General features: G+C 69.3%; 14 protein-coding genes and 1 pseudogene. 8 read left to right on the top strand and 7 right to left on the bottom strand.

All coding sequences use genetic code 11. The features are described 5' to 3' along the window. Positions 1 to 9: 9 nt before the first annotated feature. From A5648_RS15015 to A5648_RS15030, 4 genes are read right to left on the bottom strand one after another with little or no spacing between them, the layout of a single operon-like run. Positions 10 to 915 carry an alpha/beta fold hydrolase gene (locus tag A5648_RS15015; protein WP_065025311.1) on the bottom strand — a complete coding sequence of 302 codons (906 nt, stop codon included), beginning with the start codon at positions 913 to 915 and terminating at the stop codon, positions 10 to 12. A 2-nt stretch (positions 916 to 917) separates the two neighbouring features. Beyond that, the gene (locus A5648_RS15020) at positions 918 to 2,264 is read right to left on the bottom strand and encodes an ABC1 kinase family protein (RefSeq protein ID WP_109470801.1); all 1,347 of its coding nucleotides are present in this window, start codon (positions 2,262 to 2,264) and stop codon (positions 918 to 920) included. Positions 2,265 to 2,314: 50 nt separating this feature from the next. Then, positions 2,315 to 2,917, bottom strand: a complete 603-nt coding sequence (locus tag A5648_RS15025) for a DinB family protein (RefSeq protein ID WP_065025313.1) — start codon at positions 2,915 to 2,917, stop codon at positions 2,315 to 2,317. Between the two features lie 2 nt (positions 2,918 to 2,919). Then, positions 2,920 to 3,444, bottom strand: coding sequence for a DinB family protein (locus A5648_RS15030; RefSeq protein WP_065025314.1), 525 nt, complete (start codon positions 3,442 to 3,444; stop codon positions 2,920 to 2,922). Positions 3,445 to 3,546: 102 nt separating this feature from the next. Between A5648_RS15030 and A5648_RS15035 the strand changes: the two genes are divergently transcribed. Both A5648_RS15035 and A5648_RS15040 read left to right on the top strand, forming a co-directional pair. Continuing rightward, the gene (locus A5648_RS15035) at positions 3,547 to 7,728 is read left to right on the top strand and encodes an NEW3 domain-containing protein (protein WP_065025315.1); all 4,182 of its coding nucleotides are present in this window, start codon (positions 3,547 to 3,549) and stop codon (positions 7,726 to 7,728) included. A 5-nt stretch (positions 7,729 to 7,733) separates the two neighbouring features. Next, positions 7,734 to 8,645, top strand: coding sequence for an ROK family protein (locus A5648_RS15040; RefSeq protein WP_065025341.1), 912 nt, complete (start codon positions 7,734 to 7,736; stop codon positions 8,643 to 8,645). Between the two features lie 6 nt (positions 8,646 to 8,651). On the opposite strand, the gene A5648_RS15045 is transcribed toward A5648_RS15040, so the two are convergent. The 3 genes from A5648_RS15045 to A5648_RS15055 form a co-directional block, all read right to left on the bottom strand. Further along, a complete protein-coding gene (locus A5648_RS15045; protein WP_065025316.1) occupies positions 8,652 to 9,149 on the bottom strand; it encodes a carboxymuconolactone decarboxylase family protein in 498 nt (165 codons plus the stop codon). Further along, entirely contained in the window at positions 9,146 to 10,234 is a 1,089-nt protein-coding gene (locus A5648_RS15050) for an NAD(P)H-dependent amine dehydrogenase family protein (protein ID WP_065025317.1), read from the bottom strand. The genes A5648_RS15045 and A5648_RS15050 overlap by 4 nt, the downstream gene beginning before the upstream one ends. A gap of 67 nt (positions 10,235 to 10,301) precedes the next feature. After that, a complete protein-coding gene (locus A5648_RS15055; protein ID WP_065025318.1) occupies positions 10,302 to 10,625 on the bottom strand; it encodes a winged helix-turn-helix transcriptional regulator in 324 nt (107 codons plus the stop codon). Between the two features lie 71 nt (positions 10,626 to 10,696). On the opposite strand from A5648_RS15055, the gene A5648_RS15060 reads away from it, so the two are divergent. The 6 genes and pseudogenes from A5648_RS15060 (at position 10,697) to A5648_RS15080 (ending at position 17,774) form a co-directional block, all read left to right on the top strand. Continuing rightward, the gene (locus A5648_RS15060; protein ID WP_065025319.1) at positions 10,697 to 11,125 is read left to right on the top strand and encodes an anthrone oxygenase family protein; all 429 of its coding nucleotides are present in this window, start codon (positions 10,697 to 10,699) and stop codon (positions 11,123 to 11,125) included. Between the two features lie 244 nt (positions 11,126 to 11,369). Beyond that, positions 11,370 to 11,987 (top strand): 50S ribosomal protein L10, encoded by a 618-nt coding sequence (rplJ, locus tag A5648_RS15065; RefSeq protein ID WP_065025320.1) that lies wholly within the window; start codon positions 11,370 to 11,372, stop codon positions 11,985 to 11,987. 52 nt (positions 11,988 to 12,039) lie between these two features. Beyond that, complete coding sequence (gene rplL, locus A5648_RS15070; RefSeq protein ID WP_064855594.1) at positions 12,040 to 12,429, top strand: 50S ribosomal protein L7/L12; 390 nt, start codon at positions 12,040 to 12,042, stop codon at positions 12,427 to 12,429. A 93-nt stretch (positions 12,430 to 12,522) separates the two neighbouring features. Beyond that, positions 12,523 to 12,699, top strand: a pseudogene (locus tag A5648_RS23425) (carotenoid oxygenase family protein); the annotation flags it as partial. Positions 12,700 to 12,794: 95 nt separating this feature from the next. After that, a complete protein-coding gene (locus A5648_RS15075; RefSeq protein ID WP_065025321.1) occupies positions 12,795 to 13,841 on the top strand; it encodes an ABC transporter ATP-binding protein in 1,047 nt (348 codons plus the stop codon). 378 nt (positions 13,842 to 14,219) lie between these two features. Further along, positions 14,220 to 17,774 carry a DNA-directed RNA polymerase subunit beta gene (locus tag A5648_RS15080; RefSeq protein WP_109470803.1) on the top strand — a complete coding sequence of 1,185 codons (3,555 nt, stop codon included), beginning with the start codon at positions 14,220 to 14,222 and terminating at the stop codon, positions 17,772 to 17,774. The last annotated feature ends 18 nt before the right edge of the window (positions 17,775 to 17,792 follow it).

Consider the following 17,792-nt stretch of genomic DNA (forward strand, 5'->3'; position numbering starts at 1 on the left):
GACAATCCGCTACCGGCCGGCGGCAAAGGTGGTGGTCAGCTCGTTGATCACCGGATCCCACAGCTCCTCGGGCAGGTCGTGGCCCATGCCCTCGATCAGCACCAGCCGGGCCCGGTCGATGGCGTCGGCGATCGCCCGGCCCCCCGAGGGGCGCATCAGCTTGTCGGCCAGCCCGTGGATGACCACCGTCGGCGCGGTGATCAGCCGGTCGTAGGCGGCCAGGCTGCCGCTGGCCAGGATGGCGCCGAACTGCCGCGCGATGCCCCACGGGTAGTAGCTGCGTTCGTAGGCCTCGGTGACGTTGGCCCGCAACTGCTCCTCCGGTGTCGGGTAGCCGGGGCTGCCGATGATCCGGCTGGCCCGCACCGCGTTGTCGATGATCACCTCACGCGGGGAGTCCGGCGGCGGCCCGGACAGCAGTGCCAGCAGCGCGCGCGGCGCCGGCGGCGGCAGGAACCGTCGGTTGTTACTGGAGAAGATCACCCCCAGCGACCGGGTCCGGTCGGCGAACCGGGCCGCGAACACCTGCGCGATCATCCCGCCCATCGAGGCGCCGACCACGTGGGCCTTCTCGATACCCAGGTGGTCCAGCAGGGCGGCGGCGTCGTCGGCCATGTCCTCCAGGGTGTAGACGGCTGAACCGGGCTTGCCCAGCCAGAACCGTGCCATCCGCGGCACCAGTGCGCCGCGGGCGTGCTTGCGGCCCAGTTTGGTGGACAACCCGACATCCCGGTTGTCGTAGCGGATCACCCGCAGGCCCTGGGCCACCAGCTTCTCGCAGAACCCGGTGCGCCACAGCAGCAGCTGGGCGCCCAGGCCCATCACCAGCAGCACCGGCGGGTCGCCGACGTCGCCCATGTCCTCATAGAAGATGTCCAGGTCTCCGGAGCGGGCGGTACCGCTGCGAACGTCCACGGCTATACCTCCGGTGCGTCTTTGTGCTCTCGGCTGACGTCGACCATGAAGTTGGCGAAGTAGCCGGTCAGCTGCGGGTCCGACATCATCTGCCAGCGCGGCGCCAGCAGCTTCATGTAACGCTCCACATACAGGAACTGCTTGCCGATCAGCACCAGCTCGCGCGGCAACTTGACGTCGTAGGCGTCGGCCAGCGCGCCGAGTTGCTTGCCGATCTCGGCATACGACATGTCGCCCAGCGACTTCATCGTCAACGGGGTGGCGAACGCCTCCAGATCCTGGGCGGCCTGGCCCTCGGGTTTGATCGTGCCGACCGCGCCCATCAGCACCACGATCTTGCCGGCCGCGGCGTGGTCCTTCTTGACCAGCAGCGCATACACCAGCTCACGCAGCAGCCAGCGGGTGCGCGGGTCGATGCGGCCCATGATCCCGAAGTCCAGGAACACCACCCGGCCCTGGTCGTCGACCAGCAGGTTGCCCGCGTGCAGGTCGCCGTGGAACAGCCCGTGCCGCAGGCCGCCCTCGAAGGTGGAGAACAGCAGCGCCTTGACCAGCTCCACGCCGTCGAAGCCGGCCTTGCGGATCGCGGGCGCGTCGTCAATGCGGATGCCCGACACCCGCTCCATCGTCAGCACCCGTTCGCTGGTGAAGTCCCAGTGCACGTCGGGCACCTTGATGTTCTTGCCCAGCGGTGAGGCGTGCAGGTGCGACACCCAGGTCTGCATGGACTGCGCCTCGATGCGGAAGTCCAGTTCCTCGGCGAGGTTGTCGGAGAAGTCGGCGACGACGTCCTGGGCGGAGAGTCGGCGGCCCAACTTGGCCAGCTCGACCAGCTGCGCGAACCGTTTGAGGATCTGCAGGTCGGCGGCGACCCGGCGGCGGATGCCCGGGCGCTGGATCTTGACGACGACGTCCTCGCCGCTGTGCAGGGTGGCGAAGTGGACCTGGGCGATGGACGCCGACGCGACCGGGGTCTCGTCGAACTGCGCGAACAGCTCGGCCGGTTCGGCGCCCAGTTCCTCGACGAACAGTTGGTGCACCGCGGCGGGGTCGGCCGGCGGTACGGAGTCCAGCAATCCGCGGAATTCCCGCGACAACGGTTCGCCGAACGCGCCGGGGCTCGAGGCGATGATCTGACCGAACTTGACGTACGTGGGTCCCAGGTCGGCGAAGGTCTGCGGCAGCTCCCGGATCACCTTCTGCTGGATCGGGCCGGGCTTGAGCAGTCCGGTGAAGACCCGGGTGACGGCGCGAGTGAGCTGCCAGCCGGTCGCGCCGATGCGGGCGGCCTCGACCGGCAACGGCACCCGGTCGAGCCGGACCACCTGGCGAGGCGGGGTCGAACTCATTGCTGCAGTCTGCCAAATCAGCGGCGGAAGTTCTCCGCCAGCGCACCGTCTTACGCCTTGGCGCCCGGCCGCCAGGGGGTCAGCCATGCGGTCGGTTCGGCGCCCTCGAACCCGGCGATCAGTTCGTACATGGTGGCGCCGTCGATGCTTTCCCGGATGATGTCGGCGTGCCCGGCATGCCGGGCGAGCTCGTTGATCACGTGGTGGAACACCCAGCGCACCGTCCACGCGTCGACGTCGGTGGGGAACCACGGTGCGTCGCGCGGCACCGGCACCGCGGCGTCGAGGTCGGTGGACTCCAACAGGTGTAGCGTCTCGGCGTTTTGCGCAGCGAACGCGTCCAGCGCCCCGGCCAGGGTCTCGTCCTGGCGCAGTACGTACTGGTCCTGATATTCACGGGCCCTCTCCTCGCCCGGCCGGCTGTCCGCGGGCGGTGCGGCCGGGGCGGCGGCGACGCGGGACATCCAGGTGTGTTGCAGACCGGTGGCGTGTTTGATCAACGCACCGATCGACAGGGCGCTAGCGGTCGGGGTGGCCCGGGCCTGTTCATCGGTCAGGCCGTAGGCCACCGCGAAGTAGGCGCTTTGGTGGTAGGCCACAAACTCGCGCAGCGCGTGGCGTTCGTCGGTCACCGGTGGGGCGAGTCCGGGCATGGTCAGTCCTTTCGATCGAGTCGGTGCGCGTACAGATCGCGCAGGCAGGCGATTTCGGCTCCGTGATGGATGGCTTCGCGGTGGATATGCAAGACCAGCTCCGCCATGGTGCGCTCGGCCCACGGCCCCTCGGCCGCGCCGATGGGCCGGGCCAACGCGGACTCATCGAGGCCACGCACCCCGGCGATCCAGTCTGCATAGGCGTCGTCGAGCTGGCGCAGTGCGGTGGCGGCGTCGAGCGCGTACGGCCAGGTCTGGTAATCGGCCGGCGGCCCGCCGAAGTGGTGGTGGTTGCGGACGGCGAACACGCCGACGATCACGTGCGCCATTCGCCAGGCGATGGTGGTGAACGGCGCCGGCTCGGGCACCGGGACGCCAAAGTCGATGCCGTCGCGGCGTACGGACCAGCAGCCGGCCACCGGCTCCCACAGGTACTCGTCGTCGGTGAGGCCGTCCAGCCGCGGGCGCAGCTGGTTTTGCCAGTGCCAGTCGAGTTGGTCGGCCAGCAAGTCACTCCAGACGGGCATGACCCGAGCCTGCCAGTCCGGTCGGACAATTCCCACGCACGCCGAACACAGCCGGCCGCCGAAAGGCTCCGCCCGGCAGGCGCGCGTCCGTAGGTTTGTGTCATGCGGATCCTCGACGCCGAAGCGACCGGGAAGTTCGTCGGGCCGGCCGACGCCCCGCTGCAGCTGGTCCGGGTGGGCTACCGCGACGCCGAGGCGCCGACACCGATGCGCATCGAGGGAGACGGTCTGGCCGGGCAGGCCGTCGCGCAGCCGGGAAGCGGCGTCGTCGAGGTGCCGGTGACCGTCGACGGCGCGATGCCCGGCCAGCAGCGGGCCGCGCGCGTCAACGGCCGGAATTTCACGTTCACCGTGGCCGAACCCGGCTGGACGATGTTCATGGTCGGGCAGTTCCACTACGACCCGGTGTGGTGGAACACCCAGGCCAACTACACCAGCGTGTGGACCGAGAACCCGCTGGGCGCGTGCCGGCAGACCAACGGCGTCAACCTGGTGCGCAGCCATCTGGACTGGGCCCGAGACCACCCCGAGTACAAATTCGTTCTGGCCGAAGTCGACTACCTCAAGCCGTACTGGGACACCCACCCGGCCGACCGCGCCGAGCTGCGCCGGCTGATCGCCCAAGGCCGAGTCGAGGTGATGGGCGGCACCTACAACGAACCGTCGACCAACCTCATCGACGCCGAGACGACGATCCGGAACCTGGTGGCGGGCATCGGTTTTCAGCGCGACATCATGGGTGCCGATCCCGGCACGGCCTGGCAGCTCGACGTGTTCGGCCACGACCCGCAGTTTCCCGGACTGGTGGCCGACGCCGGGCTGAGCTCCAGCGCGTGGGCGCGCGGACCGTTCCACCAGTGGGGTCCGATGGAGGGCGGCGGCGATCCGCGCCGCATGCAGTTCGCATCCGAGTTCGAATGGATCGCGCCGTCGGGGCGCGGCCTGCTGACGCACTACATGCCCGCGCACTACGCCGGCGGCTGGTGGATGGACGCGAGTGAGTCGCTGGCCGACGCCGAGGACGAGGTCTACGGGCTGTTCACCGAGCTGAAGAAGGTCGCCGCCACCCGCAACGTGCTGCTGCCGGTGGGCACCGACTTCACCCCGCCCAACCGGTGGATCACCGAAATCCACCGGGACTGGAACGCCCGCTACACCTGGCCGAAATTCGTGTGCGCCCTGCCACGCGAGTTCTTCGCCGCGGTGCGCGCCGAACTCCAGGAGCGCAACGAGGCGCCGTCGCCGCAGACCCGCGACATGAACCCGATCTACACCGGCTGCCACGTCTCCTACATCGACACCAAGCAGGCCAACCGGGCCGCCGAACGGGCGATCCTGGGTGCGGAGCGCTTCGCGGTGTTCGCCGCGGCGCTGACCGGGGCGGACTACCCGGAGGCGGCGCTGGCCAAGGCGTGGGCGCAACTGTCCTACGGCGCCCACCACGACGCCATCACCGGCTCGGAGGCCGACCAGGTCTACCTGGATCTGCTGACCGGCTGGCGCGACGCCTGGCAGCTGGGTGTCGACGCCCGCGACAACGCGCTCGCGGAGCTGTCGGGCTTGGTGACTGGTGATGAAGGGGCCGTGGTGTGGAACCCGGTGGCCGCCGACCGGACCGATCTGGTCACCGTGCATCTGGAGACACCGCTGCCCGCGGGGGCACGCGTGGTCGACAGCGAGGGCATCGAATCGCCGGCCCACGTCGAACACGGCGGCACCACGGTCAGCTGGCTGGCCCGAGTGCCCTCGCTGGGCTGGCGGGCCTACCGGCTGGTTCCCGCCGACGAGGCGCGGGGCTGGCAGCCGCTACCGGGCACCGCGATCGGCAACGAGCACCACCGGCTGAGCGCCGACCCGGACCGCGGCGGCGGCATCACCTCGTGGCTGTGCCTGGGCGGGAGCGCGATCCGCGAAATGATCTCTGAAGGCGGCCTGGGCAACCAGCTCGCCGTCTACGACGAATACCCCAAACACCCCCGATCCGGTGAGGGCCCTTGGCATCTGGTGCCCAGCGGCAACCTGTTCACCTCGGCGGTTGCCACCGAGGTGAGCGTGCAGGCCTACCGCGGGCCGCTGGGGGAGCGGCTGGTGGTCTCGGGGCGGATCCGCGGCGTGCTGGCCTACACCCAGACACTGACGCTGTGGCATGGCGTGGACCGGGTCGACTGCTCCACCACCGTCGACGAGTTCACCGGCGCCGACCATCTGCTGCGGCTGCGCTGGCCCTGCCCGGTGCCCGGCGCGCTCCCGGTCGCCGAGGTGGCCGACGCCGTCATCGGCCGCGGCTTCGGCCTGCTGCACGAGCCCAGTGGACGCTCGGTGGACACCGCGCAGTACCCACGGACCCTCGACACCCCCGCCCACCGCTGGTTCGGGCTGTCGGCCACGGCCCGGATCAACGTCGGGAGCAGCAGCCGCGCGATGTCGGTGGCCGAAGTCGTCAGCTGCGACGGACTCGAGGCGCCGCGGGAGTTGATGGTCGCGCTGGTGCGCGCCGGCGTCACCGCCACCTGTTCGCAGGCCGACGGCCCCCGGTACGGCAACCTCGCCGTCGACTCCAATCTGCCGGATTGCCGCATCGCGCTGGGCGGGCCGGACCGCAACACCTTCACCCGGGCCGTGCTGGACGCCGCGGATCCGGCCTACACCGACGAGCTGCAGCGGCAGCTCTCCGAGCAGGGCCGGGCCCGGGTGTGGGTGCCGGCGGAGAAACCCCTCACCGAGGTCTGGGTGCCCGGTGCCGACCTGACCGGCCCGCGCGCCCTGCCGGTGCTGGTGATCGCCGCCCGCGAAGACGGCTTGGCGGCCGAGATCGCCCGGCTGGCTGAGGAGCTGGCGGATGCCGAGATCAGCGTGCAACAGCAGGCCCCGGCTGACCTGGAGCCGTTCGAGGCGCGCAGCGTCGCCCTGATCAACCGCGGTGTCCCCAGCTTCGCCGTCGACTCCGCCGGCACGTTGCACACCGCGCTGATGCGGTCCTGCACCAGCTGGCCGTCGGCGGCCTGGACCGACGGCCCACGCCGCACCGCGCCCGACGGCAGCGCCTTCCAGCTGATGCACTGGACACACACCTTCGACTACGCGCTGGTGGCCGGCGACGGCGACTGGCGCCAGGCCGAAATTCCTTTGCGCAGCGCGGAATTCGCCGACCCGCTGCGGGTCGTCCCGGTGGTGGCCGGCCGCGACGGCACACTGCCGTCGAGTGGCTCGCTGCTGCGCGTCGAGCCGACCGCCGGTGTCGGCCTGGCGGCGCTCAAGGCGGCCGGCAACCCGACAGCGCGGGGCAGCGCGGCGCCCGTCGACCCCAATACCGTCACGCTGCGCCTGGTGGAGACCCGCGGAGCCGGCGCCGCCGTCACGCTGCACAGCGACCTGGGCCCGGTGAGCGTGCTGGGCCGCGCCGATCTGCTGGAACAGCCGCGGGAACACCCGGACCCGAATCGGTTGCACGGCTATGAGATCGCCACCGTCACCGCCCGGCTGGACATCGAACGGGTGGGTGCCGCCCGCGCCCGCCTGGCGCCCGAGCAGGAAGCCGCCCAGCCGCTGTACGCCCGCTACTGGCTGCACAATCGCGGGCCGGCGCCCCTGGGTGGTCTGCCGGCGATCCCGGCGTTGCATCCGCACCGGCTGGAGGCGGATCCGGGTGAGCAGCTCACCTTTGAGCTGAGCGTGGCCAGCGACAGCGTCGACGCGACCCTGGCCGGCGCGGTGAGCTGGCAATGCCCGGCCGGCTGGACGGCCCCGCCCGGCGAGCACCCGGTGCGGCTGGAACCGGGCCAGCACACCGGCACCCCGGTGGCGGTGACGGTGCCGGCGGATGCCGCGCCGGGGCTCTACCCGATCCGCGCCCGGCTCGACCTCACCGGCGAGGTGCCACGGGCTTGGCGGCAACCGGTCGAAGACGTGGCGGTGGTGCGCGTCGGGGACCCGGGACTCGACCGGCTGCTCTACGTCGACGGCGTGGCCGACATCGAGGTGACCGCCGGACGAACCGCGCGCCTGAGCGTCATCGTCGGCACCGACGCCCACGCCGACCTGGCGGTGGAGGCGCACCTGATCACGCCCTGGGGAACCTGGGAATGGGCCGGGCCCGCCGCGGTCGGCGCGCTGGTCCCGGCCCGCGGCAGCGTCGACGTCGAGTTCACCCTGAGCCCACCGGTGTGGGCGCAGCCCGGCACCTGGTGGGCGCTGGTCCGGGTCGGCGGGGCCGGCGGACTGGTGTACACACCGGCCGTGCGGATGACGGTGGCGGCCGCCGAGCCGATCGGCGTCGACCGATGAGCGAGCTGGCGACCCTCGCGCTGGATGTCGGCGGCACCAAGATCGCCGCCGGCCTCATCGGCGCCGACGGAACCCTGCGCTACACCGCCACCCGGCCCACCCGCGGTGACCAGGGCCCTGAGGTGGTGTGGGCGGTGGTGGCCGAGCTGCTCGGCGACGTCCTGGCGAAAGCCGGCGGGCGGGTCGGCGCGGTCGGGATCGGCTCGGCCGGCCCGGTCGACGTCAACGCCGGGACGGTCAACCCGATCAACATCCCCGGCTGGCGCGGGTTCGCCCTGCGTGACCGGGTGGCCGCCGCGGTGCCCGGAGTGCCGGTCCGGTTGGGCGGCGACGGCGTCTGCATGGCGCTGGGCGAACACCGGTACGGGGCCGGGCGCGGGACGCGATCGATGCTGGGCATGGTGGTCTCGACCGGGGTGGGCGGAGGTCTCGTGCTCGACGGAGCGCCCTTTCACGGCCGGACCGGCAACGCCGGGCACGTCGGGCACGTCGTCGTCGACGCCGATGGCGAACCGTGCCGCTGCGGCGGCCGAGGCTGTGTGGAGACCATCTCCTCCGGCCCGGCGATGGTGCGTTGGGCGCTGGCCAACGGCTGGACGCCGGAGACCGCCGAGGCCGACGCCAAGGCGCTCGCTGCGGCCGCCGAGGCCGGTGACCCGGTGGCGCGGCGCGCATTCCGGCGCGGCACCGATGCGCTGGCGGCGATGATCGCCTCGGTGGCCGCGGTCTGCGACCTGGACCTGGTGGTGATCGGCGGGGGAGTCGCGAAATCCGGTGCGCTGCTGTTCGATCCGCTGCGTGCGGCGTTGTCCGAGCACGCCCGGCTGGACTTCCTGACTGGGCTGAAGGTCGTGCCCGCCGAACTCGGCGGCGACGCCGGCCTGGTGGGGGCGGCCGCGCTGGCCACCCTGGTCTGACTCTGCTTAGGCGGTCTGCGTTGTGGCGTGGCTGGGAAGGGCGCAGATCGCGTCCAGGCCGAAGACCCTGTTCAATCGGCCGAAGGCCAGCCAGGCACCCAGGGACATCGTCAGTTCCACGGCCTCACGCTGGTCGTAGTGGGCCTGGAAGCGGGTCCAGAACTCGTCGTCCAAGCCGTGATGGTCCAGGACGTAGCGTTCCGCGTACTCCGCTGCCAGGCGTGCCCTGTCGTCCAGGCGGTCTGTCGTGCGCCAGTGCTCTACTGCTTCGGCGAACTCTTCTTCCACCTTGACGCCGTCGCGTTCTGTTCTCCAGTCCTGGCAGAACAGGCAGCCGTTCAACTGGGCGATGCGCAGTCGCGCGGCCTCGAACTCGCGCAGGCCCAGCGTCGAATGGGCGTAGACAGCCAGGGAGAAGTTCGCCGCCGCCGGGCCGATCCCGGGGACCAGGGCGCCCCAGACGTACTCGATGGCGTCCTGGCCCTCGGGGATGTCGATGTTCACTTCGTGCCTCCGAAGGTTCGGCCGGGGATCCAGCGCAGCGGGACGTCGAGAGCGTCGTACAGGCCGGGGTCGGCGGCGACAAGCCAGTCGAGGGCGCCGACGATGCGGCCCACCGCGGTGGCGTTGCCGCCCTCGGAGCGGTTGCCGTTCTCGGTGGCCTCGACGGTCACCTCTATCCGGGGGCTGCCTTCGATGATCACGCGGTGGGCGCCGTCTTCGCCGGCCGGTGGCTGCGGCCAGTCGGGCGCGCAGGACGGGTCAATGCGGGTGACGTGTTCGATCACGATGCGGGCCTCGCCGTCGACGATGCCCTGGACCTCGAACCGCACGGCGCCCTGGGTGCCTGCCTCGAAGTCGCCCATCGCGGCGGTCGTGACGGTGGCGTCGAGGGTGCGGCGTTCGACGTGCTCGCGTACGTCGTCCAACTCGACGCCCAGCGCGCGGGCGATCAGCCGGACCTGCCCACCCCACACCATCGACGGGACGGTCGCCATCAGCATCGGCGGCTGGTAGTCGAGCGGGTGCCCCATGCCGACGAGGTGGCGGACGGAATCCGGCTGGTCGTAGGTCGTGTAGTCGAAGATCTCCTGGCAGCGGATCCCGTCGACACGGGCGGCGAGCCCGCTGACGAGCAGCGGCAGGATGTCGTTGCCCCAGCCGGGGTCGATGCCGGACACGAACAACGATCCGCCGCCGTCGGCGATGGCCTTCTCGACGGGTTCGCGCACTTCGGGCGGGGCGCTTCGGTGGTCGTACAGGGGATAGAGGGACGGTGTGACGACGGCGGCACCGGCGCGGATCGCGCGGCAGACGTCGGCGAGGGCGTCGTCGGGGCGGATGTCGCCGGAGGCGGCGTAGACGACGGCGCGGGGGCCCGCGGCGAGGGCGGCTTCGACGTCGTTGGTGGCAGCGACGCCGACCGTGCGGCCGAGTCCACCGAGGTCGCCCGCGTCGCGGCCCACCTTGGCCGGGTCGTGGACGATGACGTGGGCGAGTTCGAGTGCGGGGTGGGCGTCGACGGCGCGGATCGCCAGCCGTCCGACGTTCCCGGTGCCCCAGACGAGGGTGGGGATGGTGTCGCTCATCACAGGAGCCTAGCAAGCGATTGGTTGGCTAACGGGGCCGTGGACGGTCCCCGCTCGGGGCGCCGAGTCAGCGCGAAAGGTGGACGCGGCCCCACGCGCACAGCTGGGCCAGCACCGGGGCCAACGTCTGCCCGTACTCAGAGATCGAATAGTGCACACAGGGCGGCACAGTGCCGGCGTCGTGGCGGTCGATGATCCCGTCGGCGACGAGTTCGTGCAGATGTCGGATGAGCATTCGTTCGGTGATGCCCGGGATGCTGCGCCGAAGCTCGGCGGTGCGCATCGGCCCGTCGGTCAGCCGCCACAGGATCGTGCCTTTCCAGCGGCCGTTGACGACCGACAGTGCGGCGTCGATCGGGCAGTCACTGACAACTTTTTTTGATGCCGCCACCAGGTCTCCTGACGCTGACGAATTTGTCAGTACCTTGTTTTTTGTCAGCATAGCTATCACAGTCGTCTGTTGTGAAGCAGATTGTGGAGATTCTTGCGATATCGGTGACCGGAATCCTGGTGGGTGCGGAGTTCGCGGTGGCGGCGTTCCTCAACCCGATTCTGGGGCGGCTGCCCGACGACGCGCGCCGGGCCGCCCGCGCGGACGGCGCCCGGATGCTGGGACGGCTGATGCCGTTCTGGTATTTCGCCGCGTTTGCATTGCTGGTGGCGGTCGCCGTCGTCGCGGACTCGCAGCGCGGGCTGGTCGGTACCGGGGTGGGCCTGATGGCTGTGGCCGTGCTGCTGTCGGTGGCAGTCTTGGTGCCGATCAACAACCGCATCGCGGCCGGCGAGGTGTCCACCCGGCTCGTTGCGCGCTGGGACCGGCTGCACTGGTTGCGGGTGGTGATCCTGGCGGCGCTGTTCGTCGTGCTGGTGACCGGCGCACTGAACGCCTGAGCCCGGGTCCGTTTTGGCTGATCGGCCCCCATCACGCTATGGTGTGTGGCGATCCACCGAAGACCGTCGGTCACCGAGCAATCGGTTGAAGGTCCGGGAACATCCCGGCGGCCCACGCAGGAGGACGAGGCACCGGCTCCGCCGGCACACATTGTGACGCCCCGACCGCATCCTGCGTCGGGGCGTTCGTTATTTCCCGGGTGGAACAACGTGAGACAACGACAGCGACACCGAGGAGGTATGCATGGCGCGGGCTGACAAGACCGCCGCCGTCGCGGACATCGTCGAGCAGTTCAACGGCTCGACCGCCACCGTGATCACCGAGTACCGCGGTCTGACGGTTGCGAACCTGGCGGAGCTGCGGCGTTCGCTCGGCGGCTCGGCAACCTACGCGGTGGCGAAGAACACCCTGGTCAAACTGGCCGCGGCCGAGGCCGGCGTGGAGGGGCTCGACGAGCTCTTCGCGGGCCCGACGGCGATCGCGTTCGTCCAGGGTGAGCCGGTCGACGCGGCCAAGGCCATCAAGAAGTTCGCCAAGGACCACAAGGCGCTGGTCATCAAGGGCGGCTACATGGACGGTCGCGCGCTGACCGTCGCCGAGGTAGAGCGCATCGCCGACCTGGAGTCGCGCGAGGTGCTGCTGGCCAAGATGGCCGGTGCCATGAAGGCCAACCTGTCCAAGGCTGCCGGACTGTTCGCCGCTCCGGCGTCGCAGATGGCTCGCCTGGCAGCGGCGCTGCAGGAGAAGAAGCCCGCCGAGGCAGCTGCGGCTCCGGCCGCCGAGGCTCCCGCCGAGGCCGAGGCTCCTGCCGCCGAGGCTCCGGCCGAGACCGCCGAAGCTGCGGCCGACGCCACCGAATAACCAGACACAAACCAACCCAACTTCCTAACCGGAATCAGAAAGGACCGAAACCATGGCCAAAATTTCCACCGAAGAGCTGCTTGACGTCTTCAAAGAGATGACCCTGCTGGAGCTGTCGGAGTTCGTGAAGCAGTTCGAGGAGACCTTCGACGTCACCGCTGCGGCTCCGGTCGCCGTGGCCGCCGCCGGCGGTGCCGCCCCGGCCGCCGCCGAGGCCGCCGAGGAGCAGTCCGAGTTCGACGTCATCCTGGAGTCGGCCGGCGAGAAGAAGATCGGCGTGATCAAGGTGGTCCGCGAGGTCGTCTCGGGCCTGGGCCTCAAGGAGGCCAAGGACCTGGTCGACGGCGCTCCCAAGCCGCTGCTGGAGAAGGTCGCCAAGGAGGCCGCCGAGGAGGCCAAGGCCAAGCTCGAGGCTGCCGGCGCGACGGTCACCCTCAAGTAGTTTTTTCCGCCCAGACCCCCGGAAGCCGCCAGGCTCCCGGGGGTCTGCGCTATTCAGGTCGGGCTGCCCACCGCGGCCAGGGACGGCGCCACCCGGGCTGACCTGTCCACGCGCCCGTACAAGCACGACTACAAAAGCGGATCGAGCTTCACGGCGCCGCTCGACCCGCAGTTAATGTTCGGCGCCGCCAGCTGTGAGACGGTTGCCACCGTTCACCTGCCGCAACGGGTGCCGATGGGCTTCCACGGAAACTGGACATCGGCGCACTGAGGCGGACCGCCGTTGCGGGGCGCACCGGTGCGCTACAGTGGCCCAAGCCACACGCGCAGACGTGGCACGACGAGAGTTGCGGAAGGACCTCACTAATGGGTGTCGCCATCGAGGTAGAGGGCTTGACCAAGTCCTTCGGATCAGCCCGGATCTGGGAAGACGTCTCATTGACGATCCCGGAGGGAGAGGTCAGCGTCATGCTGGGGCCCTCGGGTACCGGCAAGTCGGTCTTCCTGAAGTCGCTGATCGGGCTGCTGCGGCCCGAGCGCGGTTCCATCGTCATCGACGGCACCGACATCCTGCAGTGCTCGGCCAAGGAGCTCTACGAGATCCGCACGCTGTTCGGGGTGCTGTTCCAGGACGGCGCGCTGTTCGGGTCGATGAACATCTACGACAACACCGCCTTCCCACTGCGTGAGCACACCAAGAAGTCCGAGAGCGAGATCCGTGACATCGTCATGGAGAAGCTCGACCTGGTCGGTATGCCCAACGACGGCTACAAGTTCCCCGGTGAGATCTCCGGTGGTATGCGCAAGCGCGCCGGCCTGGCCCGCGCGCTGGTGCTGGACCCGAAGATCATTCTGGTCGACGAGCCGGACTCGGGTCTGGACCCGGTCCGCACCGCGTATCTGAGCCAGTTGCTGATCGACATCAACGCCCAGATCGACGCCACCATCTTGATCGTGACGCACAACATCAACGTGGTGCGTACCGTGCCGGACAACATCGGGATGCTCTACCGCAAGAAGTTGGTGATGTTCGGTCCGCGTGAGGTGCTGCTGACCAGTGAGGAGCCGGCGGTCAAGCAGTTCCTCAACGGCCGCCGGATCGGCCCGATCGGCATGTCGGAGGAGAAGGACCAGGCGACCGCGGCCGCCGAGCAGGCCGCGATCGACGCCGGGCACGCCGACGGGGGCGTCGACGACGTCGAAGGGGTGCCGCCGCAGATCGTCGCCAGCCCCGGGATGCCCGAGCGTCAGGCGGTGGCCCGCCGTCAGGCCCGGGTGCGCGAGATCCTGCACACCCTGCCCCCCAACGCCCAGGCGGCCATCCGCGACGACCTCGAAGGCACCCACAAGTACGGGGTGCGCGACTACCCGGCCGACGACGAGGCCCCCACCGCGTCGATCCGGACCCAGTAGGGCGGAGGCCCTGGCTGCCGACCCGCACCGTGTCAGCTCTTGACGGACGGACCTAAACGGTCCAATCTGGTCACCAGCATTTGTGCTCGGGGCTCCGGCGGAGGCCAGCCAGCACCGATAGGGTCCCGGGACGCGGCGGTTGAGGTTTGCGTCAGCCTGCGCTATTGTTGGACGTTGCGCTGGCTTCCTCCTGCCCACCCTTACCCGCACCCGAACCCGCAGCACCAGCCCGAGTCGCGTTCGTTGGCTCGTTTAGGGCTTGTGACGTCGTGGTTTGGCTGTGCGTGAGACCGGACAGAGCGTCCGCCAGCCGAACCAACGGTCGATATCCGCAGCGAACGGGGTCTGGTGAGAACCGGGACCCGCTGGCCGCATTAGGTGCTGGAAGGATGCATCTTGGCAGTCTCCCGCCAGAGCAAGAAGAACGCTTCAGGTACTACCACCCAAAATTCCCCCAATAGTTCCGTGCCCGGAGCTCCCAACCGGATCTCCTTCGCCAAGCTGCGCGAGCCGCTCGAGGTTCCGGGTCTGCTCGACGTGCAGACCGACTCCTTCCAGTGGCTGATCGGTGCTCCGGAATGGCGCGAAAAGGTGGCCAAGCTGACCGGCGCGACGCCCAAGGGCGGCCTCGAAGACGTGCTCGAGGAACTCTCGCCGATCGAGGACTTCTCCGGCTCGATGTCGCTGTCGTTCTCCGACCCGCGGTTCGACGAGGTCAAGGCGCCGGTCGAGGAGTGCCGCGACAAGGACATGACCTACGCCGCGCCGCTGTTCGTCACCGCGGAGTTCATCAACAACAACACCGGTGAGATCAAGAGCCAGACGGTGTTCATGGGTGACTTCCCGATGATGACCGAGAAGGGCACCTTCATCATCAACGGCACCGAGCGTGTCGTCGTCTCCCAGTTGGTGCGCTCGCCCGGCGTGTACTTCGACGCCAGCATCGACAAGTCCACCGAGAAGACGCTGCACTCGGTCAAGGTGATCCCGGGCCGCGGTGCCTGGCTGGAGTTCGACGTCGACAAGCGCGACCTGGTCGGCGTTCGTATCGACCGCAAGCGCCGCCAGCCGGTTACCGTGCTGCTCAAGGCGCTGGGTTGGACCAGCGAGCAGATCCGGGAGCGGTTCGGCTTCTCCGACATCATGATGTCGACGCTGGAGAAGGACAACGCCGCCAACTCCGACGAGGCGTTGCTGGACATCTACCGCAAGCTGCGGCCGGGCGAGCCCCCCACCAAGGAGTCCGCGCAGACCCTGCTGGAGAACCTGTTCTTCAAGGAGAAGCGCTACGACCTGGCCCGGGTGGGTCGCTACAAGATCAACAAGAAGCTGGGCCTGCCGGCCGCACCCGCCGACGTCGAGTCGTCGCCGACCACGCTGACCGAAGAGGACATCGTGGCCACCATCGAGTACCTGGTACGCCTGCACCAGGCCGCTCAGGACGGCCAGCAGGGCACCATGACGGTGCCCGGCGGCGTCGAGGTGCCCGTCGAGGTCGACGACATCGACCACTTCGGCAACCGCCGGCTGCGCACCGTGGGTGAGCTGATCCAGAACCAGATCCGGGTCGGGCTGTCCCGGATGGAGCGCGTGGTCCGGGAGCGGATGACCACGCAGGACGTCGAGGCCATCACGCCGCAGACCCTGATCAACATCCGCCCGGTGGTCGCCGCGATCAAGGAGTTCTTCGGCACCAGCCAGCTCTCCCAGTTCATGGACCAGAACAACCCGCTGTCGGGTCTGACCCACAAGCGCCGGCTGTCGGCGCTGGGGCCCGGTGGTCTGTCCCGTGAGCGCGCCGGCCTGGAAGTTCGTGACGTGCACCCGAGCCACTACGGCCGGATGTGTCCGATCGAGACCCCGGAAGGCCCGAACATCGGTCTGATCGGGTCGCTGTCGGTGTACGCGCGGGTGAACCCGTTCGGCTTCATCGAGACGCCCTACCGCAAGGTGGTCGACGGTGTCGTCAGCGACGAGATCCACTACCTGACCGCCGACGAGGAGGACCGCCACGTCGTGGCGCAGGCCAACTCGCCGCTGGAGGACGACGGCCGGTTCGCCGAGGAACGAGTTCTGGTGCGCCGCAAGGGCGGCGAGGTCGAGTACGTGTCGTCGGCCGAGGTCGACTACATGGACGTCTCGCCGCGCCAGATGGTGTCGGTGGCCACGGCCATGATTCCGTTCCTCGAGCACGACGACGCCAACCGTGCCCTGATGGGCGCCAACATGCAGCGTCAGGCGGTTCCGCTGGTGCGCAGCGAGGCGCCGCTGGTGGGCACCGGCATGGAGCTGCGCGCCGCGATCGACGCCGGTGACGTGATCGTCGCCGACAAGACCGGCGTCATCGAGGAGGTCTCGGCCGACTACATCACGGTGATGGCCGATGACGGCACCCGGCAGACCTACCGGATGCGCAAGTTCAACCGGTCCAACCACGGCACCTGCGCCAACCAGCGTCCGATCGTCGACGCCGGCCAGCGGGTTGAGGTCGGCCAGGTGATCGCGGACGGCCCGTGCACCGACAACGGCGAGATGGCCCTGGGCAAGAACCTGCTCGTGGCGATCATGCCGTGGGAGGGGCACAACTACGAGGACGCGATCATCCTGTCCAACAGGCTGGTCGAGGAGGACACGCTGACCTCGATTCACATCGAGGAGCACGAGATCGACGCCCGCGACACCAAGCTGGGCGCCGAGGAGATCACCCGGGACATCCCCAACGTCTCCGATGAGGTGCTGGCAGACCTCGACGAGCGCGGCATCGTCCGCATCGGCGCCGAGGTCCGCGACGGCGACATCCTGGTCGGCAAGGTCACTCCCAAGGGTGAGACCGAGCTGACGCCCGAGGAGCGGCTGCTGCGCGCGATCTTCGGTGAGAAGGCCCGTGAAGTCCGCGACACCTCGCTGAAGGTGCCGCACGGCGAGTCCGGCAAGGTCATCGGCATCCGGGTGTTCTCCCGCGAGGACGACGACGAGCTGCCCGCCGGGGTCAACGAGCTGGTGCGCGTCTACGTCGCGCAGAAGCGCAAGATCTCCGACGGTGACAAGCTGGCCGGCCGCCACGGCAACAAGGGCGTCATCGGCAAGATCCTGCCGGCCGAGGACATGCCGTTCCTGCCGGACGGCACCCCGGTCGACATCATCTTGAACACCCACGGTGTGCCGCGACGGATGAACATCGGCCAGATCCTGGAGACCCACCTGGGCTGGATCGCCAAGACCGGCTGGAACATCGATGTGGCTGCCGGTGTGCCGGACTGGGCCGACAAGCTCCCCGAGGAGCTGTACACGGCCAGCCCGGACACCCGCACCGCCACCCCGGTGTTCGACGGCGCGCAGGAGAACGAGCTGCAGGGTCTGTTGTCCTCGACGCTGGCCAACCGCGACGGCGAGGTCATGGTCAACGCCGACGGCAAGGCGAGGCTGTTCGACGGCCGCTCCGGTGAGCCGTTCCCGTACCCGGTGACCGTCGGCTACATGTACATCATGAAGCTGCACCACCTGGTGGACGACAAGATCCACGCCCGCTCCACCGGCCCGTACTCGATGATCACCCAGCAGCCGCTGGGCGGTAAGGCGCAGTTCGGTGGCCAGCGGTTCGGTGAGATGGAGTGCTGGGCCATGCAGGCCTACGGTGCGGCCTACACGCTGCAGGAGTTGCTGACGATCAAGTCCGACGACACCGTGGGCCGCGTCAAGGTCTACGAGGCGATCGTCAAGGGCGAGAACATCCCCGAGCCGGGTATCCCGGAGTCGTTCAAGGTGCTGCTCAAAGAGCTGCAGTCGCTGTGCCTCAACGTCGAGGTGCTGGCGAAGGACGGCGCGGCGATCGAATTGCGCGAAGGCGAGGACGAGGACCTGGAGCGGGCAGCCGCCAACCTGGGAATCAACCTGTCCCGCAACGAATCCGCCTCGGTGGAAGACCTCGCTTAGTTATTAGCTACTAAACCC

It is taken from the genome of Mycolicibacter sinensis (assembly GCF_001673565.1).
In the GTDB taxonomy this organism is placed as follows: domain Bacteria; phylum Actinomycetota; class Actinomycetes; order Mycobacteriales; family Mycobacteriaceae; genus Mycobacterium; species Mycobacterium sinense_C.